Genomic DNA, 25,409 nt, shown 5'->3' with positions numbered 1-25,409 from the left:
TTAAGAACCGCACAATTTCAGAACCGGGTCGTCGCAGATTGCGCGGCTTAGTTAACGATTGGCCTGCAAGCAGGGCCCATTGTGCGAGCAATTTGCCGCTTTTCCCCGGAGTCTTACGGAACACCGTTACATCAGGGGTTAGCGAGCTGTTCAGGACGACGGGACTATCGTTTTCGGCAGGTATTCCCTTATCCGGCAAGCATCCTCATGACACGATCGCGATCAGCGGCCTGCGTCGCTTTGGCCGTCGCGCTACTCGCCGCGGCCAATCCTGCAGCGAAAGGCGACGAGGTCGGCGTCAGCGACGATGCGATCCTGTTCGGCCAGGCCGCCGCGCTCGAAGGCCCCTCCTCGGCGCTCGGACAGCGCATGCGGCAAGGCATCGTCGCGGCATTCACCGAGATCAATGCCAAAGGCGGCGTCCACGGCCGCAAGCTCCAGCTCATCAGCCGCGACGACGGCTACGATCCCGACCGCTCGGTGGCGCAGACGCTGCGGCTGATCGAGGACGACAAGGTGTTCGCGCTGATCGGCGCGGTGGGCACGCCGACCGCGATGGCGACGATACCGATCACCAGTACCAGGAACATTCCCTTCATCGGTCCGTTCAGCGGCGCCGAATTCCTGCGCGACCTCGAACTCGCGAACGTCGTCAACATCCGCGCGAGCTATGGCGCAGAGGCCGAGGCCTGGGTCAAGCACCTCACCGAGGATCGCCACTTCACCCGCATCGGCATCTTCTACCAGGACGATTCCTTCGGACGCGACGGTCTCGCCGGCGTGAAGCGCGCACTCGCCAGGCGCGGCCTCGAGCTCGCCGCCGAAGGCACCTTCGAGCGCAACACCCGCGCGGTCGGCGCGGCCTGGCGCATGATCAAGCGCGCCGAGCCCGAAGCCGTCGTCATGGTCGGGACCTACGGCCCTTGCGCCGAGTTCATCAAGCTCGCGCATCGCAGCGGCTTCCATCCGACCTTCGTCAACATCTCCTTCGTCGGCGCCAATGCGCTCGCCCGAGAGCTCGGCCCCGACGGCGAAGGCGTCATCGTCTCGCAGGTCGTGCCGTTTCCCTGGGATCGCTCGCAAAAGCTCGTCGCCGACTACCAGGCGGCGCAGAGGGCGTTCGACCCGACGCTGACACCGGACTTCGTGTCGCTCGAAGGCTATCTCTCCGGCCGCCTCGCGGCCGCGGCGCTGGAAAAGGCCGGGCCGCAGCCGACCCGCGCGAGCCTGTTGCGCGCCATCAACGACGTCGGCCGCTTCGACATCAGCGGCAGCATCGTCACCGTCGGCGCGCGCATGACCGACGCGCCGCCGAAGGTGTTCTTGACCGTGATCCAGAAGGACGGGACGTTCAGGGCGGTGGATCGGCTGTAGCTGCGGCAGGAGGTCGTCATGCCCGGGCTTGACCCGGGCATCCACGTTCTTGGCATCGCGGGCAAAGGCGTGGATGGCCGGGTCAAGCCCGGCCATGACGATGCGGAAGCTTTGGTGCGCACAGCGACTGTATAACTTGCGTTAGCTCCGCAGCTTCAAGGCCGCCGCGTCCAGCGGTCGGCGTTGACGGCGCCTTGCGGGACCTCGCCTTTGACGATCGCCTCGACCTGCCGCACCGTTTCCAGGGACTGGTATTCGATCGCCTGCGGCGTCAGCCCGCCGACATGTGGCGTCGCGATAACGTTGGGAAGAATCGCCAGCTCCGGGCTCGGCATCTGGTCGGGCGCGCGGCCGACGTCCATCGCCGCGCCGGCAATGCGGTTCTCACGCAGCGCGCGTGCCAGCGCGGCCTCGTCGACGAGATTGCCGCGCGAGAGATTGATGAAGACGGCATGCTTCTGCATGCGCGCCAGCGCCGCCTCGCCGATCAAATTCTCGGTCTGCTCGTTGGCGATCGCGAGGCAGACGACGTAGTCGGACGCACCAAGAAGCTCGTCGAGACTGACCTGCCGGACGGCACCGTCGCTGACGGTCGCGAAGGGATCGGAGACCAGTACCTCCATGCGCATCACCTTGGCGATTTCGGCGAGATAGCGCCCGATGCTGCCATAGCCGATGATGCCGATCCGGCTGCCGGCGAGCTGGCGGCCCATCCGCGCCTCGACCTTGCGACCGGCCTGGTAATCCGCCGTCGCCCGCGACACGCCGCGGGAGAGATCGACCATGTAGCCGAGCGCGAGCTCGGCCACCGCCTGCACGAAGCCGGGACCGGCCCGCGTCACGAGCACGCCGGCGTTCGAGGCCGCATCGACATTGACGTTGCGGATGTCGACGGCACAGCGGACGAAGGCACGCAAGCGCGGCAGTCGCGCAAAGATCTCGCCGCGCCCTTCCGTCATGCGGTCGGCGACGATGATGTCGGCATCACCAGCCGCGCGCACGAGGGTATCCGCGTCCAGTGTGTCGTCGCTCTCGTGCAGGATGACCTCGGCGGCCGCGCGCAGGCCGTTCAGGCTGCGGTCGCCGTAGTAATTGCGACGCATCTCCGGCGTGTGGGCGAGCAACACTTTCAAGACGGGACTCCCTTAGTAGCCGAATGCCCGCGGCAGCGCGGTCGAGAGCCATGGCACGAAGGCGATGACGAGCAGGCAGAGGAACAACAGGCCGAGATAGCCCATGATCGGCTTCACCGTCTGCTCGATCGGCACGTTGCCGATCAGGCATGCGCCATAGAGTCCGAGCCCGAGCGGCGGCGCGAACAGGCCGATGCCCATCGCGATGACCAGCACGACGCCAAAATGCAGGGGATCGACGCCGAGCTGCACGGCGACCGGCAGCAGCAGCGGCCCGAAGATGATGAGCGCGGCAGCGCCTTCCAGCACCGAGCCCATCACGATCAGCACGCCGATCGCGAGCAGGATGAACAGCCACGTCCCTGATGTCTTGGACAATCCCAACATGAAGTCGCCGACCGCGTGCGGCACCTGCTGCAGGGTCAGCGTGAACGCCAGCGACTGCGCGGCGGCGACAATGAACAGCACGAGCCCCGCACGCGTCGCGCCCTGCACGAAGCTGTGTGCGGCCGACTTAAACGTGAGCTCGCGGAACACGACGCTGCCGACGACGAGCGCATAGGCCACGGCAAACGCGGATATCTCCGTCGCCGTGGCAAATCCGCTCTTGAAGCCGAAGAAGATCATGAAGATCAGGCCGAACGAGGCGATGGCGCCGCTCCACAAGCCCGACACCGGCATCTGCGGCGCGACGTCCTCGGTATCCGCCGGCCGCTTGCCGAAGATGATCGAGACGGCGATCAGAACCAGCGCCATCAGCGCCGCCGGCAAGAGGCCGGCCACAAACAGCCCGCCGATCGACAGGTTCGCGACGAAACCCAAGATGATCAGGTTGATGCAGGGCGGAATGGTTTCCGCCATCACCGCGGATGCGGCAAGCAGCGCCACCGCGCCGCCCGGGTTCTGCTTCGAGCGGCGCGCCGCCGGGATCAGCACCGAGCCGACCGCGGCGACATCCGCCATCTTCGAGCCCGAGATGCCGGAGAACAGCACCATCGAGGCCACCATCACGACATTCAGGCCGCCGCGCATACGGCCGACACCGCGCTGTAGCAGCTCGATCAGCCGCACCGACATGCCGTTGGCTTCCATGAGGTAGCCGACGAGGATGAAGAAGGGAATCGCGAGCAGCACGAAATTGTCGATGCCGCGCGCCATCTGCTGGGCGAAGATCACGCCGGGCAGCGCGCCCTCGACCCAGATGAAGATCAGCGCGGCCAGCGCCAGCGCGAACCCGATCGGCAATCCGCCGAACAGGGTTGCGAAGAAGCCGATAAACATCAGCGTACCCGCTGACGGCACCGTGGACGGCGACAGATAATCCCAGGCGAGATAGAGGCCGCTGACGATGACGACCGCAACGAGGCCCCTGACGATGTCAGGCAGCGGCCGCGCGCAGAGCTGGTCGATCGCGAACACCGTCATGAACAGCGCGCCGATGCCCATCGGGTAGAAGGTCAGCTCCAGCGGCAGGCCGGATCCGGTGGTCTGGCCGGCCGTAAATGATCCCAGCTTGATCGCGTTGTAGGCGACGTAGCCCGAGATCAGCACGACCAGAAGCGCGCTCGCGGCATCGACCAGCGAGCGCAGCCGCACCGGCAGCAGATCGCGGAAGAAGGACACGCCGACATTCTCGCCGCGCGCGAGCGCGCTGGCCGCGCCGAAGAAGGCCGAGCCGACCATCAGGCCGCGCGCGACGTCGTCGGACCATTCGACCGGCGCATTGAAGCAGAAGCGCAGCAGCACGGAGGCGCACACCACCACGAGATCGGCGGCCAGGAGGATTGCCGCGATCGCGTCGCTGAAGCGAAGCAGCAGCGCGATGCTCCCGTGGCGGCCGCCCGAGAGAGACACGGCGGCTGTCAACGCCATCTCAGACTTGGCCAGCCCAGATTTGGCCATCTCAAGCTTGCGTCGCGCGGATGATGTCGATGACGGCCTTGGACTCCGGCCGCGCCTTGATGAAGTTCTCGTGCTGCGGCGCGACGCGCTTCTTGAAGGCTTCGCGGTCGCATTCGGCCACGGTCACGCCCTTCTCGGTCAAAGCCGTCAGCGCCTCCTTCTCGACCGCAAGCCCGTGGGCGCGCGTGTCGGCCGCAGCCTTCTTGGCGGCATCGAGGAAACCCTCGCGCAGCTTCGGATCCATGCGGTTGTAGGTCACGTCGCTGAAGTAGATCGCAAGCGGCGAGAAATTGTGCTGCGTCAGCGAGTAGAATTTTGCCGTCTCGAAGAACTTGCTGGCCAGGATCGTCGGCGGATCGTGCTCCAGCCCGTCGAGCACGCCGGCCTGGAGCGCCGTGTAGATCTCGCCGAAGGCCAGGGGCGTCGCGGCGGCGCCCATCAGGCGCAGGCATTCCGTGATCACCGGATTCGGCAGCGTCCTGATCTTGAGGCCGGCGAGATCCTCCGGCGTCTTCACCGGCTTCCTCGCGAGCACGCTGCGTGAGCCGAAATTATAGGCCCAGGCGATGATGCGGATGTTGCCACTCTTGAGCAGCGCGTCCTCGATCGGCTTGGCGGCGCCGGAATCGAACGCCTTGGTCTGCTGCGGGAAGCTCGAGAACAGAAAGCCGAGGTCGAAGGTGCCGACCAGCGGCACCAGGTTGGCGGAGATCGACGAACCCGACACCATGAGGTCGATGACGCCGAGCTTCACCGAATTGATGACGTCGATCTCCTGCCCGAGCTGGTTGTCCGGGAAGAAGGCGACCTCGACCTGCTCGCCGAGCCCGTTGCCCTTCAGGTTCTTGACGAGGTTGTCATAGTAGACGCGGCCGTTGGCGTATTTCGGATCGTTCGGCAGCGAGGAAGAGCATTTCAGCTTCAGCGTCGCCGCTTCGGCGCGACCGATGATGGCAGGAGAGAGAACGAGGCCGGCGGTGACCGCCGTCGACGACTTGATGAACGTGCGACGGCTCACGGGCACGATGGTCATGGCGCGGTCTCTCCCCGAATATTCTTGTTTACGGCCGAGATCGCTTCCGCGGCCTGTTGCGCGGACTGTATGGCCAAAGCGACGGGGCAGGCAAGGGTCGCGGCCGGCCGTCGCAAAGCGGCGTGTTGCGAACATCGACGTCGTCGGCGCCGTCAGAACAACCATGTTTGTCCGGGATTCTCGATCGGATCGGCCTGGTGGCCGATGTGCGACAGGACGCTTCGCGCAACAGCGGGGATCAATCCAATTGGTGCATGGATCAATGCGCAATTCACATGGATGCCGCCCGAGCGATGCCCCGGCGGCTCCGGCAGACGCCCTGCCCCATTTTGCCGCAGCTTGCAGCGTGATCCAGTGCACAGACAGACGCGTGGCTGCGACCTAGAAAAGGTGACATCATCGTGCGCATTGCCGATGGAGGTGACATCATGCGCCGTCCAGTCCTTCGCAATTTGTTTCTTGCCTCCAGCCTTGTCGCGCTCACGCAATTGATGACGCCGACCGACGCCGACGCCGAGGCGCGGCTCGCACTCGTGATCGGCCAATCGGCCTATCGCACGGTGCCGGAGCTGCCCAACGCCGCCAATGACGCCAGGGGCATGACGGAGCTGCTCGGCAATGCCGGCTTCACCGTCACCACGGCGGCCAATTTGGCGCAGAACGAGATGCGCGCTGCGATCTCCGATTTCGCCGGCAAGGTCAGCGCCAGCGGCGCCGACACCGTCGCACTGGTGTTCTATGCCGGCCACGGCCTGCAGATCGACGGCGAGAACTATCTGGTGCCGGTCGATCTCGATCCCAAGCGCGAGGCCGACATTCCGCTGCAGGGCGTGCGGCTGAACGATCTGCTCAACACGCTCGGCGCGCTGCCGACGCGGGCACGCATCTTCATGCTCGACGCCTGCCGCAACAATCCGTTCCCTGCGCTCAGCGGCGCCGGCCACGGGCTTGCAATCGTCGACACCAAGGCCGGTGCACCCGGCTCCTTCATCTCCTACTCGACCTCGCCCGGCGCCGAAGCCGAGGACGGCTCCGGCGTCGACAGCCCCTACACCACCGCGGCGCTGACCGTCGCCAAGCAGCCAAACCTGCCAATCGAGGAAGTGTTCAAGCGCATCCGCATCGCCGTGGCGCAATCGACCGACGGGCGGCAGATCCCGTGGGAAAGCTCGTCGCTGACGACCGACTTCAAGTTCTTCGGCGGCGAAAGCAGTGGCGGACAGCCTGCTCTCCCGGGCGCATCCGCCATGGCACTCGCCAGCGGCACGCGCAGCGTCGCGGACTGGCGCAAGGATTTGCAGGGCAAGGAGCCGAAGGCTGCCTATGAGCTGGTGATCGCCGACGACACCGTCGAGGCGTATCAGGCCTATGTCGAGCTCTACGCACAGGCCTCCTACACGCCGCGTCTGCGCACGATCCTGGAGCGCCGGCGTCAGATGCTGGCCTGGGAGCGCGCCACCGCGATCAACACCCGCGCCTCGTTCGAGGCCTATCTGGCGAATTGGGACAACAGCGACCTCGCCGCAACCGCGCGCCGGCTGCTGCTCCGCGTGCAGAACCGCAACTATGCCTTGCCGGTCGCGGCCGCAGCGGCCCCTGCTCCGGTCGCGGTCGCAATGGCCCCGACCTGCCCGTGCTCGGCGCCGTCGACACCGGCAACGCCGGTCAATCCGGCGGTGGCGCCCGTCATCAAGAAGCGCGTCGACGACACCCCGCCGAAGCGAAAGGTGGTCGAGACGCCGCCGAAGCCGCGCCGGCCGCCGCCCGACGAAGTGATCTACGAGCGCGCGCCGCCCCCTGGCCCGCCACCTGAAGCCGTGGGCGTCGGAATTGGTGTCGGGATTGGTCTCGGCATGGGTATGGGCGGCCGTGGCGGAGGCGGCTACGGACGCGGCGACTACAATCGCGGCAGGTACTGAGCCCCAGTTCACCAAGCGAATGGATGTCCGCAGGCCCTGCCTGCGGACATTTCTGTTGATGGTGAGCGGCCAGCAACTCTCGTGCCCCGGACGCAGCGCAGCGCTCCCGGCGATGCGAAGCATCGTCCGGTGCGGTGCGCTGCAGAGCGGGGCCCATGCGGCGGCGTACTGTGCGGCACGATGGATCCCGGCTCTGCGCAGCAACGCTGACGCGTTGCAGCGCGTCCGGGACACGAGATTTGCCGATATTCGCATACGCCGTCTTCCAATCCGAAAATGCTGTAGTCTGATCTGCTGACGCCAGCCTTTCCGGGGGATTCCACATCGATGCCGCACGACGCACCCGCCAAGCATGCATGGCCGCTGTTCCGGTCGCTCGCGTCCTATTCCCTGCCCGGCGATCTCATGGCCGGGCTGACGCTGGCGGCGATCGCGATCCCCGAGCAGATGGCCACCGCGCGGCTCGGCGGTTTTGCGCCGCAGATCGGCTTCTTCGCCTTCATGGCCGGCTCGCTCGGTTTTGCGCTGCTCGGCGGCAACCGCTTCCTGTCCTGCGGCGCGGATTCCACGATCACGCCGATCTTCGCCGGCGGACTTGCCGCGCTCGCTGCCACCGGCTCGCCCGAATATCAGGGGCTTGCCATCGCACTGGCGCTGATGGTCGGCGCGATGATGCTGGCCAGCGGCGCTTTCCGCCTCGGCGGCATCGCCAATCTTTTGTCCGTGCCGGTGATGGTCGGCTTCCTCGCCGGCATCTCCGTCCACATCATCGTCTCGCAACTGCCGGGCGTGCTCGGGCTTCCGTCGCCGAGCGGGCCGACGCTCGACCGCATCGGCGTGCTCGCGACCGAACTCGGCCGCACCAACCCCTTCACGCTCTGCATCGGGCTTGGTGTGCTCGCCGTGGTCTTCATCGCCGAGAGGGTCAGCGCGAAAATTCCGGGCGCGCTGATCGGGCTCGTCGCCGCGACGCTGGCCACAATCGCGCTCGGCCTCGAAAGCAAGGGCGTCAGCGTCGTCGGCGCGGTGCCCGGCACGCTGCCGCGGCCGACCTTGCCTGACCTTGCACCGGAGCTATGGGTGCGCCTGGTGCCGCTCGCCTTCGTCATCACGGTCGTGGTGATGGTGCAGACCGCGGCGACGACGCGGTCGTTCCCGTCCGATCCCGACAAGCCTGCCGATGTCGACCGCGACTTCCTCGGTGCGGGCGCCGGCAGCGTGCTGTCCGGCCTGTTCGGCGCGTTTCCGGTCAATGCCAGCCCGCCGCGAACCGGGATCGTTGTCGAGACCGGCGGACAATCGCAGCTCGCGGGCCTTGCGGCCGGGGCAATCGTGCTGGCGCTGCTCGCGTTCGGGACGGGGCTGCTGCAGCACGTTCCGGACGCCGCGCTCGGCGGCATCCTGCTGTTCGTGGCGCTGCGGATCATCCGGGTGAAGCAGATCGCCACGATCTACCGGCAATCGTTCAGCGAGTTCCTGCTGATCGTCGCCACTGCCGCGCTGATCATCGTGTTGCCGATCCAGCAGGGCGCCTTCCTCGGCATCGTGCTGTCGCTGCTGCACGGCATCTGGAGCACGACGCGCGCGCGGCTCGTCGAGTTCGAGCGCGTGCCGGGCACCACGATCTGGTGGCCGGCGCATCCGCACATCACCGGCGAGCGCATCGCCGGCGTCGCCGTGATCGGGCTCCAGGCGCCGCTGTCCTTCCTCAACGCGCCGGGTTTTCGCAGCGACGTGGCCAAAGTGCTCAGCACGTCGACGCCGCAACTGCTGGTGCTGGAGGCGAGCGGAATGGTCGAGATCGACTTCACCGCCGCGCAGATCCTGCTCGACGTCTTCAAGGCGTGCAGCGAACAGGGCGTCACCGTCGCGCTGGCGCGGCTGGAATCGGTGCGCGCGCAGAACGCGTTCGAACGTTTCAGACTGTTCGACGCCCTGCCGCGCGAACACGTCTTCCACAGCGTGGATGAAGCCGTGCGCAAGCTGGCGAAATAACCACCGCCTTCACTCGGTCCGCCGCCCCAAAGGGAGCGATACTTTTGGTCGCCGGCCAGTTCGCGGAGTAAGACCATGGCCGCCGCGTCAAAGCTAGCACTTGATTTCCTGCTGCGACGGGCGACAATGATGTCGCGCCAGCTTCCGGTACCGAACTTCATATAAGACGGGGAAAACCCGCTTGGCCGCGGCTATACCGTCGCTGCGCGGGAGGGATCGTTATGACGGTAGGGTTCAAGCGCTGGCTGCAGCGCCGACATGATCCAGGCCGCCGATCGTATCGCCGTTACGATTGGGTGCGGTGCAATCGCGCCGCTGCTCCGCGAAGAACACCCCTGGTTCGCGGCGAACTCGCCACCCCGGCGCTGCAAGTGGAACGCCACCAAATGATCATCGAGCCAATACATTGCGGACGTTGTCGCGGGCGCATGCGTTGGGCCACGGAGGCGCGATAGACTGAAAGGCACTCCAGGCCGGCGTTAGACTGGCCAAAGGATATTAGCTCAGACACACCGAGGGAGGAATGCATGACGACGGTAACCCGACGTAACATCCTCAAGGGCGGCACGGCGCTTGTGGGCGGCATGGCCGGCATCCTGGCCACTGGCAGGGCTCCCGTTTTTGCACAGGGCACCACGGTACACTGGCTGCGTTGGAATGACTTCGTGCCAGCTTCCGATCAGCTATTGCGCAAGGAGCTGCTGCCTGCTGCCGAGAAGGCGCTGGGAATCAAGATCAATCTTGAGACTGTGAATGGCAACGACCTGCAGCCGCGCATCACCTCGGCGATCCAGTCGGGCTCAGGTCCCGACATCATCATGCTCTTCAATAACCACCCGCAGATCTATTCGGAGAGCGTCATCGACCTGTCCGACATCGCAGGTCGTGTGAGCGAGGCCGAAGATGGCTATTATGATCTGTGCAAGTCCAACTCCGCCGACGGCCAAAAATGGATCTCTTTGCCGTGGACCATCGTCGGCGCCATGATCGCCTACCGAAAATCCTGGTTCGATGAGATCGGCTCATCGACCTTCCCGGACACTTGGGAGAAGTATCGCGAGGTTGGCAAGAAGCTCAAGGCCCAGGGCCGGCCGATCGGTCAGACGCTCGGCCACACGTTCGGTGACGCGCCGACGTTCAGTTACCCGTACATGTGGTCGTGGGGCGGCACCGAGGTCGAGAAGGACGGCAAGACTGTCAACATCAACAAGAAAGAGGTCATCGAGTCCGTCAAGTTCATGACGGCTTTCTGGAAGGAAGCCCACGACGAGGGCGGGCTTGCCTGGGATGACACCAACAACAACCGTGCGTTCCTGTCGCAAACCATCTGCGCCACCCTCAACGGCGCTTCGATCTACATCGAATCGCTGCGCAACCCCGACAAATATATTACTGAAAAAGGCGCACAGCTGAAGACCGACATCCAGCACTCGCCGTTGCCCAAAGGCCCGGCCGGCCAATTCGCCATGCACACCTATTTCTCTCACGTCATTCCGAACTATTCGAAGAATCAGGACGGTGCGAAGGCGTTGTTGAAGTGGGTCCATACCAGGGCGAACTACGAGCCGTGGTTCGTCTCCCAGAAAGGTTTCGCGACACCGCCGACCCACGAATGGGAGAAACACAAGTTGTGGGAAGAGGACAAGGTCATGGCGCCCTTCAAGATCGCCGGCCTCCTGGGTCAGACGCCCGGGTACCCTCTGCCCTCATCAGGCAAGAAGGCTGCCGAAGTGCTCACCAAATACATCATCACAGATATGTACGCCAAAGCGATCCAGGGCGCTCCGGCGGAGGATTCCGTGAAATGGGCGGAAGTCGAACTCAAGAAGGTCTACTCTTGAAAGTACGTGCGCAGCACGTCGCACGGCTGCGAAGTGGCTGCCGCGCGCCCCGCGTCTCGGACTTGTACGGTGCGCCGTCTCTCTGTGAGGCGGCGCGATCAAAGTTTCGCATGACGCGTCTGTTGGCGTGCGCTTAGAGGTGAAGCGAGATGGCGATCGCCGAGACCCAAGTCTACATGCCGCAGGCGCCGCGGCCCAGAATCCGGCTGCTTGAGGACGAGCGCTGGCTCGCATTCGTGCTGCTGGTGCCGACCCTGGCGCTGCTCGGTACGTTCATCGCCTATCCGTTCTTGCGCGGCATCTTGTTGTCGGTGACCAACTCGCGCGTCGGCGTTCCAGGCGAGTTCGTCGGCCTCGCCAACTTCTACAAGATCTTCAATGACGGGATCTTTCGCACCTCCGTCTACAACACGTTTCTTTATACGGGCGTAACCACCGTCTTCAAGCTGGCGCTCGGGCTGTGGCTGGCCATGCTGCTCAACCGGAATTTCCGCGGCAAGGCTTTCACCCGTGCTTTCATCCTGCTGCCCTTCATCATCCCGACCGTGCTCTCGACTTTCGCCTGGAAGTGGATGTTCGACCCGACATTTAGCGTCCTCAATTGGCTCCTCTACCATCTCGGTTTGATCAGCGGTCGGATCAATTGGCTTGGCGATCCAGACCTCGCCATGATCTCGATCATCATCGTCAACATCTGGCGCGGAGTGCCATTCTTCGCCATCAGCCTGCTCGCCGGCCTGCAGACCATCAGTCCCGAACTTAGCGAGGCCGCCGCCATCGACGGTGCCAGGCCGTGGCAGCGGTTCTGGCACATCACCTGGCCCCTGCTGCTGCCCGTGACCATGGTCGTGGTGCTGTTCTCGGTGATTCAGACGTTCGCCGACTTCCAGATCGTCTATGTGATGACAGGCGGCGGACCAGCCAATGCAACGCACCTGTTCGCCACCTACGCCTATCAGATCGGCATCGGCACCGGCCTCCTAAGCGAGGGCGCTGCCATCTCGCTCGCCATGTTTCCGGTCCTGTTTCTGGTCGTTATCATCCAACTTCTCTACATCCGCCGCGTGGAGGTCCGCTGAGCCATGATCGAGGGCGCAAGGTGGCGAAAGTGGGCGTTCTTCTACGTCCCCATGGCGATGTTCCTGCTTTTCCTGCTGTTCCCGTTCTACTGGATGGTGATCACTTCGGTGCGGCCGGACGGCGAGCTTTACCGACCCTGGAATTCGATCAACTACAATCCGTTCTGGACCTGGAACCCGACCTGGGACCATGTCAGGTACCTGTTCGAGGAGACGCTGTTTGCATCGTGGCTGTGGAACACGACGTTCATCGCGCTCGCGTCAACCGCCATCTCGCTCGTGTGCGGCGTGTTCGCCGGCTATGCTCTCTCGCGGCTGAACTTTCCATTTGCAGGCAGCCTGGGCACCGGCATCTTCATCACCTATCTGGTGCCTCAAACGCTGCTCTTCATTCCGCTGGCAGAGATCATCCGCAACTATCGGCTGGGTGACACGCCCTGGTCATTGATCCTGACCTATCCGACCTTTCTCATTCCGTTCTGCACCTGGCTCATGATGGGCTACTTCAAGGCGGTGCCCAAGGAGCTCGAGGAATGCGCGCGCATTGACGGCGCCTCGCGCTGGCAGGCCATGCTCTACATCGTCATCCCGGTGGCGATCCCGGGCATCCTCTCGGCCGGCATCTTCGCTTTCACCCTGTCGTGGAACGAGTTCATCTACGCACTTGTCTTCCTGTCCTCGCCTGGACAGAAGACCGTGCCGGTCGGCGTCACATCGGAGCTGATCCGCGGCGATGTATTCTTCTGGGGACCGCTGATGGCTGGCGCCCTGCTCGGATCGATCCCGGTTGCTATCGCCTATTCGTTTTTCGTCGAGCACTACGTCGCAGGACTGACTGGATCGGTGAAGGGCTGACAGCACCCCGGATCATCAGGAAAGTGGGCATGCGGAAGGCGGGTGGAGCGAATGGGCCAGGTCGTCCTCAAGGGGATCAACAAGTTCTACGACAGCGTGCACGCTGTCAAAGACGTCAATCTGCAGATCCGCGACAAGGAGTTCGTGGTGTTCGTCGGACCGTCCGGCTGCGGCAAGACCACGACGCTGAGAATGATCGCCGGGCTTGAAGCGATCAGTTCCGGCGACATTTCCATCGACGGAAACGTGGTCAATGAATTGGCGCCGATGGACCGCGACATCGCCATGGTGTTCCAGAACTACGCCCTGTACCCGCACATGAGCGTGCACGACAACATGGCGTTTGGCCTGAAGATGCGCAAATTCGAAAAGCCCGAGATTGACAAGCGCGTGCGGGAGGCGGCCGACATCCTCGGCATCGGTGAATTGCTAACGCGCAAGCCGCGCCAGCTGTCCGGCGGCCAGCGCCAGCGCGTGGCGTTGGGTCGTGCCATTGTGCGTCACCCCCGCGTGTTCCTGTTCGACGAGCCGCTGTCGAACCTCGATGCCAAGCTGCGGGTACAGATGCGCGTTGAGCTCAAGAAACTGCATCTCCGTCTCGGCACCACCGCCATTTACGTTACCCACGATCAGGTCGAGGCCATGACGCTGGGTGACCGGGTCGTCGTCATGAAAGACGGCGTGGTCCAGCAAGTGGGGGAGCCGCTCGAACTGTACAATCAGCCCGCCAACAAGTTCGTCGCCGGCTTCATCGGCTCCCCGGCCATGAATTTCGCCGCCGTTACGGTGACCGAGGCGAACGGATCGCTGATTGCCGAGAACTCCGGCCTGCGCATCAAGCTGCCGGACGAGACCGCGCAGCGGCTGCGCGGCCATATCGGACGCGAGGTCATGCTCGGCGTGCGGCCGGAGGACCTCACCGTGGCGGGTAGCTTTGATCTCGGCCACCCATGCTTTGATGCTGTGATTGAGGTGGTCGAGCAACTCGGCTCGGAAATCCTGCTCGATATGAAGGTCGGCGAGAGTATCATGGTGGCGAGCGTCGAGCCGACCGCGAGGGTGAGGGTGGGCGACAAGCTGCGCGTTGCCATGCGGCCTTCCAGGCTTCATGTTTTCGACGCGCAGACCGAGGCGGCCATCTAACGCCGGCAGAGGATCAATTCCACCGGTGAGCGGGAATTCGCCTTCTTGTCACCAGCTTCGATGACGCCCGGAGAGCGCGATGGCACTTGGCTCGTGGCCGGGCACACCGGATTTACGAGTACACGCCTCTAGGCCAGGGTCGGATGATCCCGCTGCACCGTCTCCCGGATCCAGCTGGCATGGATCGCGCGAAACAGGATCTGCGCGGTCTTGAGGTCGTTCGCTGTCATGCAGAGATTCACGATGCGATGGACGGCGGCGTCGCGCATCAATCCATCCGAGATCTTCATCGCGATTTCCATCGCCACCTTGGCCGCGCGTTCATAGCGCTCACCTTCTCGCGTGTCGTTGCGCGCCGAACCGGCCGCGCTCGCGGCTGCGGCGTCACAGATCGCGCGGATGCGCTCGGCGGCCTCGATATCGCCGAGCGGTCCTTCGATCGTCTCGTCCCAGATGTCCGCCGGGTTTTGCTTCGCGAACCACTTCATCGCCCCGTCACCAATGGTCTTCCAGCCGCCGTCGTTCCGCGCTCCCGCCTCGCCCAGCATAGAGAGGCCGGTCGAGATCGGCGAGGCGATTTTTCCGCCACGCATTATCGATATGCAGTCAGGACGTCCGACGTGGTCCGATGGCCTCGAACTGCGCCTTCTGCTCGTCGTTCAGCGTGGCGTAGAAATCCTCCAGCGCTGCGCGAACCGACTTGACGCCGTCGAGCATCGTGTCGAGCCGCTTGCGAACCGCCGCCATTCGCGCCGGCGGCGTCATCACGTCGCTGGGCTCGCAGGCCGCCTTGAGCGATGCGCTGACCTTCGCGCTGGTATCCTGGAGCACCTGTAGCGCGGCGCGCTGGGTGTCGTTGGGATGAAGCCTCGCCTCGATGTCAGTGCTGGGCCAATCGAGCGCAGCAGACGTCGCGCAATTCTGGACCAGCGATCCGCCGGTGTTGCTGGAAGCCGTCGCACGACGCTGATCCTCGGCCAGCGCATTGAAGCGCGCCTTCTGCTCGTCGGTGAGCGAGCCGTAGAATCGATCGAGCGCGGGCTGAACGAGATCGACGGCTTTCTCCATCGCCTCGATGCGCTGCTGCATCGCCGTCAGCCGACCTGGCGCTGTCGCCGCGACCTGCGACGGGCAGGACGCGCGGATCATCTCGGACGCCTGGATCGAGGCATTGCCGAGTTCGTCGAGGCTTGCGCCTTGCGCCTCGGTCGGCTGCACCGCGGCGGCGATCTGGTCGATCGGCAGACCGACGATTTCGCGGCGGTCGCTGCCACAGAGCCGATCCAGCGGGACGCCGCGCGCCTGGCGCCGTCCCACCGGCCGCTGCGGCAGATAGGCCGAGAGACCGTCATAGCCGTAGGGCCCGAAGATGCCGGCATAGATGTCCGGATAGCCGTAGCCCCAGAAGCCGAGACCGTCGCCCCAGATCGTGTAGTCGTAGAGATCGTTGTAGGCGAACGGCCAGAACAGCGGTCCGACCCAGCCATAACCGCCGCCCGCATGTTGCCACCACCCGCTGCTGGCGCCGTGCCAGCCGGCGAGTGCGGCCGCCGCTGCGATCTGGGCTCGCGCGGCCGGATTGCTGATCAGACGGCCGTTGCGGAAGGCGCTGGAATGCACGTTGAGGGCGTTGCGAAAATTCGCAGGACGGACGGCCGCATTGCGGATCTGGCCGAAGTTCGGGCCGCGATGTCGCGCGCCAGTTGCGAAGCGGGGCCCGCCATGATGCCCGCCGCCATGCGCGTGCCCGAAGCCATGACCACCAAAATGGCCGCCTCCATGATGACCACCACCATGATGACCGCCGCCGTGATGGCCACCGCCATGCCCGCCTCCGTGCCCACCACCATGGCCGCCACCATGCCCGCCCTTGCCCAGAGCCGTGCCCGCCAGCATGCAGGCAAGCGCCATCACGGCAATTCCAATGACAGGTCGCAACATCGCATCCTCCCGCAGAGCCGCGCCATCGAGGCATCGGAAATTGACGGGATTGGAACCGGCCTGACTGCCGAAAGTTCCGCGACCGCGACGCTGCCGGCCGCGCGCTATGCCTCCGGCACGATCTTGCCGGGATTGAAGATATTCAGCGGATCGAGCGCCTTTTTCAACGCCCGCATCGCGTCGAGCGCTTCGGGGCCGAGTTCCGCCTTGAGATATTTCTGCTTGCCCTGGCCGATGCCGTGCTCACCGGTGCAGGTGCCGTCCATCGCCTGCGCGCGCTCGACCAGGCGATGCATGAACTCCTCGCCGCGCGCCATCTCGTCGGCATCGTTGGTGTCGCAGACCAGCGAGCAGTGGAAATTGCCGTCGCCGACATGGCCGACGATCGGCGACAGCAGGTTGAGGCGCTTGAGGTCTTCCTCGGTCTCGCCGACGCAATCGGCGAGCCGCGAGATCGGCACGCAGACGTCGGTTGCAACCACGCCGATGCTGTCGCCGGGCCGCAGCGCCTTCACCGACCAATAGGCGTCGTGCCGCGCCTGCCACAGCTTGGTGCGATCTTCCGGCTTGGTGGTCCAGGAGAAATCGCCGCCGCCGCAATCCTTTGCGATCTCGCCGAAGGCCTTGGACTGCTCGCCGACCTCGACCTCGCTGCCGTGGAATTCCATCAGCAGCAGCGGCGTTTCCGGCAGCGTCAGCTTCGAATAGGCGTTGCAGGCCTTCACCTGCGCGGCGTTGAGCAGCTCGATGCGCGCCACGGGAATGCCGGTCTGGATCGCCAGGATCACCGCCTGACATGCCCCGTGCACGGTCTCGAACGACACCGCGCCGGCCGCGATCGTGTCAGGGATGCCGCGCAGGCGAATGGTCAGCTCGGAGATGATGCCGAGCGTGCCTTCGGCGCCGACGAACAGATGCGTCAGGTCGTAGCCGGCGGATGATTTCTTGGCGCGCGTGCCTGTGGTGATGATCTCGCCGTCGCCGCGCACGACCTTCAGCGCCAGCACGCTCTCGCGCATGGTGCCGTAGCGCACCGCGTTGGTGCCGGAGGCGCGGGTCGAGGCCATGCCGCCGAGCGAAGCATCCGCTCCGGGGTCGATGGGGAAGAACAGGCCCTGGTCGCGCAGATGCTCGTTCAGCGCCTTGCGGGTGACGCCGGGCTGGATCACGCAGTCGAGATCCTCGGCATGCACCGCGAGCACCTTGTTCATGTCGCGCAGGTCGATCGAGATGCCGCCGGCGGGCGCGTTGACCTGGCCCTCCAGCGAGGTGCCGGTGCCGAAGGCGATGACGGGCACGCGGTTCCTGGCGCAGATCCGCACCACGTCCTGGATGTCGGCGGTCTCCTGCGCCATCACCACGCCGTCCGGCGGCTGGTTGACGATCCATGTGGTGGTATGGCCGTGCTGCTCGCGAACGGCCTGCGAGGTGATGAGGCGGTTGCCGAACCGTGCGGCAAGCTGCTCCAGCGCGCTTGCGAGGGCTTTCGGCTCGACCCGCGGCGGATTATTGGTGATGGTCGTACCCACGGACATTCCTCCCGACAGAAGAACCGTGGCAAAGGACATCTGACCGGTCAAGTCAAGCGACCGCGCGCATAGCAGGAAAGACACATGCCGGAGACCGCCGCTGCCGAGCCGTTCCGCTCGTCGATCATGCAGATCGAGCCGCAATGGATCGACTATAACGGCCATCTCAACATGGCCTATTACAACGTGATGTTCGACCGCGCGATCGACCAGATGTGGTTACAGCTCGGGATCGGGCCGGGCTACATGAAGGAGCGAGGCGGCTCGACCTTCACTGCCGAATGCCATGTGCGGTATCTGCGCGAAATCCACCTTGGCGATCCCGTGCAGGTGTCGGTCTGGCTGCTCGAAGCCGACGACAAGCGGCTGCATACGTTCCAGGAGTTGCGGCACGCGACCGAAGGCTGGCTGTCGGCGACCTCCGAAAACATGTCGCTCCACATCGACATGGGCTCGCGAAAGGTGGCGGCCTTTCCGCCCGATATCCGGCAGCGCATCGCAGCCGTCGTGGGCGCCCACGGCGCCGTGCCGCGGCCCGAGGGCATCGGCCGGAACGTGGCGATGCCCTCGAAGCGGTAGTGCATGATCCGAAAAAGTGTGAAGCGGTTTTCCGGTAAGATCATGCGCCAATCAGACCGCGCTATATCCTGTTGCGGCCGCGGGCAAGGCCCACCACGGCCGAGACCAGGAACAGCACGACCGCGATGAAGAAGATGATCTTGGCGATCTCGATCGAGGCGCCGGCGATGCCGCCGAAGCCCAGGATGCCGGCGATCAGTGCGATAACCAGAAACGTCACAACCCAGCCTAGCATGGTCAAACCCTCGTCTTGATGTCTGTCTGCGTCGGCGCGGCTGGCCGCGCCACCTGTCCAGACAATCTCGACGCGGGAACGATGGTTCCGGGCCACGCAAGCTGGAAATTCGCCCTCGCCGAGGGAACAAATCGGCCCGCCGCGCACGTGGAAAACCTCGGCCCGGCGCCCCATATAGGGACCAATCCCTGTTAAGAAGGCTCCCTTCCACCACCCCGCGGTGCCATCGTGGGGCCAATGATTCGCATGACCGAGCCGAGCAAAATCACCAGCGTACCCGACCACCAGCCCGCAGCCGGCGGCATCGCCGCGCGTGCGCGCGCCTCCGTGGGCCCGAAATATCTGTCCGGGCTCAATCCCGAGCAGCGCGACGCCGTGGAGACGCTGGACGGCCCGGTTCTGGTGCTGGCCGGCGCCGGCACCGGCAAGACGCGCGTGCTGACCACGCGCATCGCCCATATCCTCAGCCAGGGCCGCGCCCGCCCCGCCGAGATCCTGTCGGTGACCTTCACCAACAAGGCCGCGCGCGAGATGAAGCATCGGCTCGGCCAGATGCTCGGCCATGCGGTCGAAGGCATGCCGTGGCTCGGCACCTTCCACTCCATCGGCGGCCGCATCCTGCGCACCCATGCCGAGCTGGCGCAGCTCAAGTCGAACTTCACGGTGCTCGACACCGATGACCAGGTGCGGCTGCTCAAGCAGCTGCTGCAGGCCGACAACATCGACGACAAGCGCTGGCCGGCCCGCATGCTGGCCGGCCTGATCGACGGCTGGAAGAACCGCGGCCTGACGCCGTCGCAGGTGCCGTCGGGCGAAGCCGCCGTGTTCGCCAACGGCAAGGGCGGCAAGCTCTATGCGAGCTATCAGGAGCGGCTGAAGATCCTGAACGCCGCCGATTTCGGCGATCTATTGCTCGAGGACATCCGGATCTTCCGCGAGCACCCGGATATCCTCCGGCAGTACCAGCAGCGCTTCAAATTCATCCTGGTCGACGAATATCAAGACACCAACGTCGCGCAATATCTGTGGCTGCGGCTGCTGTCGCAGGCGCCGACGTCTCCCTCCTTCACCTCTCCCCGCGTGCGGGGAGAGGTCGCATCGCAAAGCGATGCGGGTGAGGGGGACTCTCCGCAGACTGAACTCGTGGAGACAGCCCCTCACCCCGACGCTCTCAGCGCGAGCGAAGCTCTTCGCGACCCCGCAAGCGGGGCGAGGGAGCAGACGCCCCACGTCAAAAACATCTGCTGCGTCGGCGACGACGACCAGTCGATCTATGGCTGGCGCGGCGCCGAGGTCGACAACATCCTGCGCTTCGACCACGATTTCCCCGGCGCCAAGGTCATTCGCCTCGAGCGCAATTACCGCTCGACCGGCCATATCCTCGCCGCCGCCTCGCACCTGATCGCTCACAACGAAGGCCGGCTCGGCAAGACGTTGCGCACCGAGGACCATGACGGCGAGAAGGTCACGGTGACGGGCTCGTGGGATTCCGAAGAGGAAGCCCGCGGCATCGGCGAGGAGATCGAGCAGCTCCAGCGCCAGGGCGACAAGCTCAACGAGATCGCGATCCTGGTGCGTGCTTCCTACCAGATGCGCGAGTTCGAAGATCGTTTCGTCACGCTTGGCCTACCCTACCGCGTGATCGGCGGCCCGCGCTTCTACGAGCGCGCCGAAATCCGCGACGCGCTGGCTTATCTGCGGGTCATCAACTCACCGGCCGACGACCTCGCCTTCGAGCGCATCGTCAACGTGCCCAAGCGGGGCCTCGGCGACGCCACAGTGCAGATGCTGCATGACCACGCCCGCAAGCGCCGCATTCCCTTGTTCGAAGCAGCGCGCGCGGTGATCGAGACCGACGAGCTGAAGCCGAAGGCGCGCGGAAGCCTGCGCGACGTCGTCGCCCAGTTCGACCGCTGGCGTGCCCAGCGCGAGGTCACCGCGCACACCGATCTCGCCCAGATCGTGCTCGACGAGAGCGGCTATACCGAGATGTGGCAGAAGGACCGCTCGGCCGACGCCGCGGGCCGGCTGGAGAACCTGAAAGAGCTGGTGCGCTCGATGGAGGAGTTCGAGAACCTGCAAGGGTTTTTGGAGCACATCTCGCTGGTGATGGATCGCGACGGCGGCGCCGAGGAAGACGCGGTGTCACTGATGACGCTGCATTCGGCCAAGGGTCTCGAATTCGACAACGTGTTCCTGCCCGGCTGGGAGGAAGGCCTGTTCCCGAGCCAGCGCACGCTGGACGAACAGGGCCGCGCCGGCCTCGAAGAAGAGCGCCGGCTCGGCCATGTCGGCCTGACCCGCGCCCGCCGCCGCGCAAAGATCTACTTTGCGACCAACCGCCGGATCCATGGCACCTGGTCGACCACGATCCCGTCGCGCTTCCTCGACGAATTGCCGTCCGCCAATGTCGAGATCACGGAATCCAAGGGCGGCTCGGCCTGGGGCGGCACCGGCGGCTACGGCGCCTCGCGTTTCGACGACATGGAGGCGTTCGGTTCCACCTATTCGACCCCGGGCTGGCAGCGCGCCCAGGCCAACCGCAACCGCGGCGGCGGCCGCAGTGGCGGCGGCCAAGGCGGCTTCGAGGAACAAGCCTCGTCGTTCTCCTCCTCATCCGGCCCGGATTTCGGCAGCTTCTCCTCACGCCGCCGCGGGCCGATGACGATCGAGGGCGAGCTGGTCGCCAAATCCACCGGCACCACCTCGGAATTTTCCCTCTCCGACCGCGTCTTCCACCAGAAATTCGGCTACGGCCGCGTCACCAAGGTCGACGGCAACAAGCTCACCATCGCCTTCGACAAGGCCGGCGAGAAGAAGGTCGTGGACAGTTTTGTGCAGCGGGCGTGAGGCCTGATATGCCTCGGTACGTCGCCATCATCGAGGACGCAGGCCCGGACGACGCCGTCGGCTTGTGGTTTCCCGACCTGCCGGGCTGCATTTCCGGCGGCGACGACGTCGACGAGGCCCTGGAGGGTGCGCCCGAGGCGCTCGCATTTTATGCGCAGGAGCTGAGCGCGGACGGCCGCCAGCTTCCCCCGCCGCGGACATTGGACGAGCTCAAGGCCGACCCTGCTGTGGCCGACGACCTCAGGAAGCACACGGTCGCCCTGATCGAATGGCCGCCCCTCCCTGAGGCCGGGTGAGGACTGTTCGCCGCACTGGCCGGACGTTCGACAGTTCTCGCCCGAACGCCCCTTGACCACCGCGAACTTCCCCGTATCAGATGCGCCCATGGTCCGGGGCTCCATCACACTGATCTTGCTGGCATTGGTTATGCCGTCGCTAGCGGCGGCGGAGACCATGAGCTTTGGCGATTCGATCGGGCTCCTGGCCAAGAGTTGCGGCGCGGAGATCGTCGCCAATTGCCGCGGCGTCAATCCGGACTCGACCCGGCTGAAAGAGTGCCTGTCGCGCAACCGCGACGTGCTCTCCCAGCAATGCCAGAGCGACTATCTCGGCGCCTTCGATGCCATCCAGAAGCGCGTCGCCGCGCGCGTCACGGTGGCGAACGCCTGCCAGCGCGAGATCGTCAAGGTCTGCGGCGGCTCGACCAAGGAGACCAGCAAGTCGATCCCCTGCCTGGTCTCGACGCCCAAGGGCATCAGCAACAACTGCCTGAAGGCCGTCGACGACGCGGGGTATCGGTGATGCGCGCGAACGGAATCGCCATCACGCTGGTCGTGGTCCAGATCCTGGCCCTGCTCGCGGGCGCAGCAAGCGCTCAGACGGCGGCGCCGACCCGTGACGACATCGTCGGCAAGCTGAACCATTTCGAACAGGCCGCCGAGGTCGACCTTCCCGCGCTGAAGCAGCAGGTGATGGAGCGCGCCAAGGCCAGGATCAAGAACGATCCGGGCCCGGTGAACCGGCCGCCGATCGCGCCTGACCTCGCCAACCTGCCCGCCTTCAACGCGCAGATCCAGTTCGACGCCGACACGCCGATCATCCAGCCGGCGTCCTACCAGACCGTCGGCCGCATCGCGGACGCGCTGGTTAACTCCTCGCTGCTGCCGTACACGTTCCTGATCGTCGGCCATGTCGAATCCAATGCGAAGACGCGCGAGGCCAATGCGATCCTAAGCCAGCGACGCGCCGATGCGATCCGTGACGTCCTGGTGAACACCTTCAAGATCTCGACCAAGCGGCTGCATCCGATCGGCCTCGGCGAGGAGCAGTTTCTCGACCGGGCCAAGCCGACCTCGACGGTCAACGGTCAGTTGCAAATCCTGACCTATGCCAAGGTGCCGGAGGAGGCGCCTGCGCATCCAGCTGCGGCGCCTGGGCCTGCGGCGAAAAAGCCCGCCAAGAAGCGCTGAGCGAGATCGCTTCCCCTGACGGAACTCTTTGAAGTTCCGACCGTTTTGCGGCCTGTCGAAAGCGCAACAGCCATGCTTTGCGCGACAGCCGAGCCGGTTTGTGCACTGCCCTATCAGGTGCTATAGCCTGCTCTCGCCCTTCCCCGACCCCATGCTGCACGAGACCGAGATGGCTGGTTATTTTCAACGCCAACTGGCCGATTACGTCGAATATCATCGCGATCCCTGGAACTGCGCGATGCACGTGGTCGGAATCCTCCTGCTCTTCACCGGCGCCGTGCTGCCGCTCACCCTCGTGCGTTTTCCCATCTTCGGGATCGAGGTGAGCCTGGCCGTGGTTGCGGCCCTGCCGGTGCTGGTTTACTGGCTGATGCTGGACGCCGGGATTGGACTCGGCATCCTTGCCGCGATGACCGTGCTGCTTTCGGTCGCAACCGCAATCGGCAATCAGGCCTCGATCGTCATGATGTGGTCGATTTTTGCGCTGCTGATCGGATTTGGCGTCGCGGCGCAGATCGTGGGCCACAGGGTTTTCGAGGAACGGCAGCCGTCGATGGTCGACCACCCCGCGCATTTCCTGCTTGGACCGATGTTTGTCATGGCGAAATTATTCATTGCATTGGGCTTCCGTCGCGACCTTGCCGCGATTTTGGCGCCTCTTCCGACCAATTCCCTTTCAACCCGATAGCTCTAGAAGCGAAACAGCAAACCTTCTGCATGGCTCTCGTACTGGTTACCGGTGGCAGCGGCTTCATCGGACATCATCTCGTAGAAGCGCTCCGCGCCCGTGGGCAGCGGGTACGCGTTCTCGATGTCCGTGCGCCGGCCGCGGCGAACGCGGACGTTGAACACATCCACGGCTCGGTGCTGGACGGAACCGCGGTCGAGGCCGCGATCGCCGGCGTCGATCAGGTCTATCACCTCGCCGGCCTGCCCGGCATGTGGGTCGCCAACAAGCAGGACTTCCACGACGTCAATTGCCGCGGCACCGAAATCGTGCTTGCCGCGGCGATGAAGCGCGGCGTGTCGCGCTTCCTGCACTGCTCGACGGAATCGATCCTGTTCCCCTATTCCGACCTCAACGGCGTTGCCGCCGAAGAGGCGCTGCAGCCGGCCGATGCGATGCCCGGCGCCTATACGCGGTCGAAGTCGCTCGCAGAGCACCACGCCGCGAAGGCGGCGGCCGCAGGCTTCCCGCTCGTGATCGGCACGCCGACCATGCCGATCGGTGCCGCCGACCACAATCTGACGCCGCCGACCGCGATGCTGTGGTATTTCCTCCAGAAGAAGGTGCAGCCGCATCTCAACTTCCTGGTCAATCTCGTCGATGTCCGCGACGTCGCGATGGGTCTCGTGCTGACCATGGAGCGCGGCCGCATCGGCCAGCGCTACATCCTCGGCGGCGACTGCGTCCCGCTCGGCAACATCCTGCGGATGATGTCGGCGATGAGCGGCCGCCGGCAGTTCCCGGTCGTCGTGCCCGGCAAGATCGCCGAGCTCTCCGCGATCATGCTCGAATCCATCTCCGATCGCATCACGCGCCGGCCGCCCAACGGCACCGCCGAGGGCGTGCGCATCGCGCTTGCCGCGAGCGACCTCTCGATCGGCAAGGCGCGCACCGAGCTCGGCTACGCGCCGCGCCCGATCGAACCGGTCTTGCGCGAAACCATCACCCATCTGCTCGCCCGCAACGGCCAGCGGCCCTCCGGCGCCATCGAGCATCACGCGCTTTCCTCGCGCGCGAGCTAAGGCCTCCGCCCAAACGCAAAGAACCTTCATGTCCTTCGATTTCAGCAAGCTTCTCTCCGTGGCCTGGGGTGGCTGGACCACGACCTGGCCGACCGAACTCCTGGCCTTGATCTGGCTCGCCTTTCTCGCCAGCTGGGTCGGCGCCTCGTTCTGGCAGGGCCGCACCCAGAAGCAGGTCATGACGCTGGAGTCGCAGCGCTATCGCCTGCCGATCCTGGTCGGCGGAATCCTGTACACGCCGTGGGTTGCACAGGTCCTGGGCTGGAAGCCGCTCTGGGTGCTCGGCAACACCGGCATCTACATCGCCGCGGTCCTCTCGGCCGCCGGCATCGCCTTCGCCTGGTGGGGCCGGCTGCATCTCGGAAAATTCTGGTCCAACACCATCACCCACAAGGAAGACCACCGCGTTATCGACACTGGCCCCTACGGCATCGTGCGTCACCCGATCTACACGGGACTGATTGCAGGCATGCTCGTCACCGGCATCGCGATCGGCCTCGTAACGACGATCCTCGGCGCCATCCTGATCTCGCTCGGCATGTGGCAGAAGGGCCGGATGGAAGAGGTGTTTCTGTCCAAGGAGCTCGGCGAAGACGCCTACGGCGCCTATTGCCGTCGCGTGCCGATGATCATTCCGTTCCTGTCGCCGCGGTGAAGCGTCCTGAAGGCGCGGTCGCTGCGTTCCGCTTTCTCTGCACGACGTTACTGCTAGTGTCGGACTTGCGCTCGATCCAAGCTTTACCATCAGTCGCTTGCTTGTCAGCCAAGCAAGCGACGATACGA

Annotated in this window: 22 protein-coding genes; 15 read left to right on the top strand and 7 right to left on the bottom strand. The window is 64.9% G+C overall.

Features of this window, described 5'->3' with window-relative positions:
* Positions 1-207 precede the first annotated feature (207 nt).
* Positions 208-1,374 carry an ABC transporter substrate-binding protein gene (locus IVB46_RS18990; RefSeq protein ID WP_247303987.1) on the top strand — a complete coding sequence of 389 codons (1,167 nt, stop codon included), beginning with the start codon at positions 208-210 and terminating at the stop codon, positions 1,372-1,374.
* A 155-nt stretch (positions 1,375-1,529) separates the two neighbouring features.
* Here IVB46_RS18990 and IVB46_RS18985 read toward each other — a convergent pair whose 3' ends face one another.
* Genes IVB46_RS18985 through IVB46_RS18975 form a run of 3 tightly spaced genes read right to left on the bottom strand, consistent with a single transcriptional unit; the run spans position 1,530 to position 5,442 of the window.
* Positions 1,530-2,507, bottom strand: coding sequence for a hydroxyacid dehydrogenase (locus IVB46_RS18985; RefSeq protein ID WP_249807421.1), 978 nt, complete (start codon positions 2,505-2,507; stop codon positions 1,530-1,532).
* A 12-nt stretch (positions 2,508-2,519) separates the two neighbouring features.
* Complete coding sequence (locus IVB46_RS18980) at positions 2,520-4,379, bottom strand: TRAP transporter large permease subunit (RefSeq protein WP_247303988.1); 1,860 nt, start codon at positions 4,377-4,379, stop codon at positions 2,520-2,522.
* Between the two features lie 31 nt (positions 4,380-4,410).
* Positions 4,411-5,442, bottom strand: a complete 1,032-nt coding sequence (locus IVB46_RS18975) for a TRAP transporter substrate-binding protein (protein ID WP_231143095.1) — start codon at positions 5,440-5,442, stop codon at positions 4,411-4,413.
* A 428-nt stretch (positions 5,443-5,870) separates the two neighbouring features.
* Between IVB46_RS18975 and IVB46_RS18970 the strand changes: the two genes are divergently transcribed.
* The 6 genes from IVB46_RS18970 (at position 5,871) to ugpC (ending at position 14,274) form a co-directional block, all read left to right on the top strand.
* On the top strand, positions 5,871-7,361 hold the full coding sequence (locus IVB46_RS18970) for a caspase family protein (protein WP_247343193.1): 1,491 nt from the start codon (positions 5,871-5,873) through the stop codon (positions 7,359-7,361).
* A 327-nt stretch (positions 7,362-7,688) separates the two neighbouring features.
* Complete coding sequence (locus IVB46_RS18965; RefSeq protein ID WP_247303992.1) at positions 7,689-9,356, top strand: SulP family inorganic anion transporter; 1,668 nt, start codon at positions 7,689-7,691, stop codon at positions 9,354-9,356.
* 527 nt (positions 9,357-9,883) lie between these two features.
* Entirely contained in the window at positions 9,884-11,197 is a 1,314-nt protein-coding gene (locus IVB46_RS18960; protein ID WP_247303994.1) for an extracellular solute-binding protein, read from the top strand.
* 149 nt (positions 11,198-11,346) lie between these two features.
* On the top strand, positions 11,347-12,276 hold the full coding sequence (locus tag IVB46_RS18955; RefSeq protein WP_063981581.1) for a sugar ABC transporter permease: 930 nt from the start codon (positions 11,347-11,349) through the stop codon (positions 12,274-12,276).
* Between the two features lie 3 nt (positions 12,277-12,279).
* The gene (locus IVB46_RS18950; protein WP_085399493.1) at positions 12,280-13,131 is read left to right on the top strand and encodes a carbohydrate ABC transporter permease; all 852 of its coding nucleotides are present in this window, start codon (positions 12,280-12,282) and stop codon (positions 13,129-13,131) included.
* A gap of 51 nt (positions 13,132-13,182) precedes the next feature.
* Positions 13,183-14,274, top strand: coding sequence for a sn-glycerol-3-phosphate ABC transporter ATP-binding protein UgpC (gene ugpC / locus IVB46_RS18945; RefSeq protein ID WP_247303996.1), 1,092 nt, complete (start codon positions 13,183-13,185; stop codon positions 14,272-14,274).
* A gap of 128 nt (positions 14,275-14,402) precedes the next feature.
* Here the strand turns inward: ugpC and IVB46_RS18940 are convergent, their stop codons facing one another.
* From IVB46_RS18940 to IVB46_RS18930, 3 genes are all read right to left on the bottom strand, one after another.
* Entirely contained in the window at positions 14,403-14,762 is a 360-nt protein-coding gene (locus IVB46_RS18940; RefSeq protein ID WP_247304783.1) for a hypothetical protein, read from the bottom strand.
* 118 nt (positions 14,763-14,880) lie between these two features.
* Entirely contained in the window at positions 14,881-16,215 is a 1,335-nt protein-coding gene (locus IVB46_RS44900; protein WP_256468613.1) for a Spy/CpxP family protein refolding chaperone, read from the bottom strand.
* Positions 16,216-16,319: 104 nt separating this feature from the next.
* Positions 16,320-17,744 carry an FAD-linked oxidase C-terminal domain-containing protein gene (locus IVB46_RS18930; protein ID WP_247304000.1) on the bottom strand — a complete coding sequence of 475 codons (1,425 nt, stop codon included), beginning with the start codon at positions 17,742-17,744 and terminating at the stop codon, positions 16,320-16,322.
* Positions 17,745-17,828: 84 nt separating this feature from the next.
* Here IVB46_RS18930 and IVB46_RS18925 point away from each other — a divergent pair, with 84 nt between their 5' ends.
* Positions 17,829-18,323 carry a thioesterase family protein gene (locus IVB46_RS18925; RefSeq protein ID WP_028147665.1) on the top strand — a complete coding sequence of 165 codons (495 nt, stop codon included), beginning with the start codon at positions 17,829-17,831 and terminating at the stop codon, positions 18,321-18,323.
* Between the two features lie 61 nt (positions 18,324-18,384).
* Here IVB46_RS18925 and IVB46_RS18920 read toward each other — a convergent pair whose 3' ends face one another.
* The gene (locus tag IVB46_RS18920; RefSeq protein WP_008556598.1) at positions 18,385-18,558 is read right to left on the bottom strand and encodes a DUF1328 domain-containing protein; all 174 of its coding nucleotides are present in this window, start codon (positions 18,556-18,558) and stop codon (positions 18,385-18,387) included.
* A gap of 237 nt (positions 18,559-18,795) precedes the next feature.
* On the opposite strand from IVB46_RS18920, the gene IVB46_RS18915 reads away from it, so the two are divergent.
* The 7 genes from IVB46_RS18915 to IVB46_RS18885 all read left to right on the top strand — a co-directional run bounded on the left by IVB46_RS18915 (position 18,796) and on the right by IVB46_RS18885 (position 25,281).
* Entirely contained in the window at positions 18,796-21,408 is a 2,613-nt protein-coding gene (locus tag IVB46_RS18915; protein WP_247304002.1) for a UvrD-helicase domain-containing protein, read from the top strand.
* A gap of 8 nt (positions 21,409-21,416) precedes the next feature.
* On the top strand, positions 21,417-21,704 hold the full coding sequence (locus tag IVB46_RS18910; protein ID WP_247304004.1) for a type II toxin-antitoxin system HicB family antitoxin: 288 nt from the start codon (positions 21,417-21,419) through the stop codon (positions 21,702-21,704).
* Positions 21,705-21,792: 88 nt separating this feature from the next.
* Complete coding sequence (locus IVB46_RS18905) at positions 21,793-22,209, top strand: hypothetical protein (protein ID WP_166101797.1); 417 nt, start codon at positions 21,793-21,795, stop codon at positions 22,207-22,209.
* Positions 22,209-22,877, top strand: a complete 669-nt coding sequence (locus tag IVB46_RS18900; RefSeq protein ID WP_247304005.1) for an OmpA family protein — start codon at positions 22,209-22,211, stop codon at positions 22,875-22,877. Before IVB46_RS18905 ends, IVB46_RS18900 begins: the two co-directional genes overlap by 1 nt.
* Before the next feature lie 151 nt (positions 22,878-23,028).
* Entirely contained in the window at positions 23,029-23,565 is a 537-nt protein-coding gene (locus IVB46_RS18895) for an Mpo1-like protein (protein WP_247304007.1), read from the top strand.
* A 29-nt stretch (positions 23,566-23,594) separates the two neighbouring features.
* The gene (locus IVB46_RS18890; protein ID WP_071910445.1) at positions 23,595-24,626 is read left to right on the top strand and encodes an NAD-dependent epimerase/dehydratase family protein; all 1,032 of its coding nucleotides are present in this window, start codon (positions 23,595-23,597) and stop codon (positions 24,624-24,626) included.
* 28 nt (positions 24,627-24,654) lie between these two features.
* The gene (locus IVB46_RS18885) at positions 24,655-25,281 is read left to right on the top strand and encodes an isoprenylcysteine carboxylmethyltransferase family protein (RefSeq protein ID WP_063981571.1); all 627 of its coding nucleotides are present in this window, start codon (positions 24,655-24,657) and stop codon (positions 25,279-25,281) included.
* Positions 25,282-25,409: the final 128 nt, after the last annotated feature.

This window comes from Bradyrhizobium sp. 61, from assembly GCF_023073075.1.
Taxonomy (GTDB): Bacteria; Pseudomonadota; Alphaproteobacteria; order Rhizobiales; family Xanthobacteraceae; genus Bradyrhizobium; species Bradyrhizobium barranii.
This window is presented reverse-complemented; position numbering and strand designations above follow the sequence as displayed.

Bases quoted from the DNA above. Each gene is read 5' to 3' on its own strand.
- IVB46_RS18905 (WP_166101797.1), top strand. From the start codon at position 21,793: ATGGTCCGGGGCTCCATCACACTGATCTTGCTGGCATTGGTTATGCCG.
- IVB46_RS18965 (WP_247303992.1), top strand. From the start codon at position 7,689: ATGCCGCACGACGCACCCGCCAAGCATGCATGGCCGCTGTTCCGGTCG.
- IVB46_RS18940 (WP_247304783.1), bottom strand. From the start codon at position 14,762: ATGAAGTGGTTCGCGAAGCAAAACCCGGCGGACATCTGGGACGAGACG.
- IVB46_RS18885 (WP_063981571.1), top strand. From the start codon at position 24,655: ATGTCCTTCGATTTCAGCAAGCTTCTCTCCGTGGCCTGGGGTGGCTGG.
- IVB46_RS18920 (WP_008556598.1), bottom strand. From the start codon at position 18,558: ATGCTAGGCTGGGTTGTGACGTTTCTGGTTATCGCACTGATCGCCGGC.
- IVB46_RS18890 (WP_071910445.1), top strand. From the start codon at position 23,595: ATGGCTCTCGTACTGGTTACCGGTGGCAGCGGCTTCATCGGACATCAT.
- IVB46_RS18915 (WP_247304002.1), top strand. From the start codon at position 18,796: ATGATTCGCATGACCGAGCCGAGCAAAATCACCAGCGTACCCGACCAC.
- IVB46_RS18955 (WP_063981581.1), top strand. From the start codon at position 11,347: ATGGCGATCGCCGAGACCCAAGTCTACATGCCGCAGGCGCCGCGGCCC.
- IVB46_RS18975 (WP_231143095.1), bottom strand. From the start codon at position 5,442: ATGACCATCGTGCCCGTGAGCCGTCGCACGTTCATCAAGTCGTCGACG.
- IVB46_RS18895 (WP_247304007.1), top strand. From the start codon at position 23,029: ATGCTGCACGAGACCGAGATGGCTGGTTATTTTCAACGCCAACTGGCC.
- IVB46_RS18970 (WP_247343193.1), top strand. From the start codon at position 5,871: ATGCGCCGTCCAGTCCTTCGCAATTTGTTTCTTGCCTCCAGCCTTGTC.
- IVB46_RS18980 (WP_247303988.1), bottom strand. From the start codon at position 4,379: ATGGCGTTGACAGCCGCCGTGTCTCTCTCGGGCGGCCGCCACGGGAGC.
- IVB46_RS44900 (WP_256468613.1), bottom strand. From the start codon at position 16,215: ATGTTGCGACCTGTCATTGGAATTGCCGTGATGGCGCTTGCCTGCATG.
- IVB46_RS18925 (WP_028147665.1), top strand. From the start codon at position 17,829: ATGCCGGAGACCGCCGCTGCCGAGCCGTTCCGCTCGTCGATCATGCAG.
- IVB46_RS18910 (WP_247304004.1), top strand. From the start codon at position 21,417: ATGCCTCGGTACGTCGCCATCATCGAGGACGCAGGCCCGGACGACGCC.
- IVB46_RS18990 (WP_247303987.1), top strand. From the start codon at position 208: ATGACACGATCGCGATCAGCGGCCTGCGTCGCTTTGGCCGTCGCGCTA.
- IVB46_RS18960 (WP_247303994.1), top strand. From the start codon at position 9,884: ATGACGACGGTAACCCGACGTAACATCCTCAAGGGCGGCACGGCGCTT.
- IVB46_RS18950 (WP_085399493.1), top strand. From the start codon at position 12,280: ATGATCGAGGGCGCAAGGTGGCGAAAGTGGGCGTTCTTCTACGTCCCC.
- IVB46_RS18900 (WP_247304005.1), top strand. From the start codon at position 22,209: ATGCGCGCGAACGGAATCGCCATCACGCTGGTCGTGGTCCAGATCCTG.
- ugpC (WP_247303996.1), top strand. From the start codon at position 13,183: ATGGGCCAGGTCGTCCTCAAGGGGATCAACAAGTTCTACGACAGCGTG.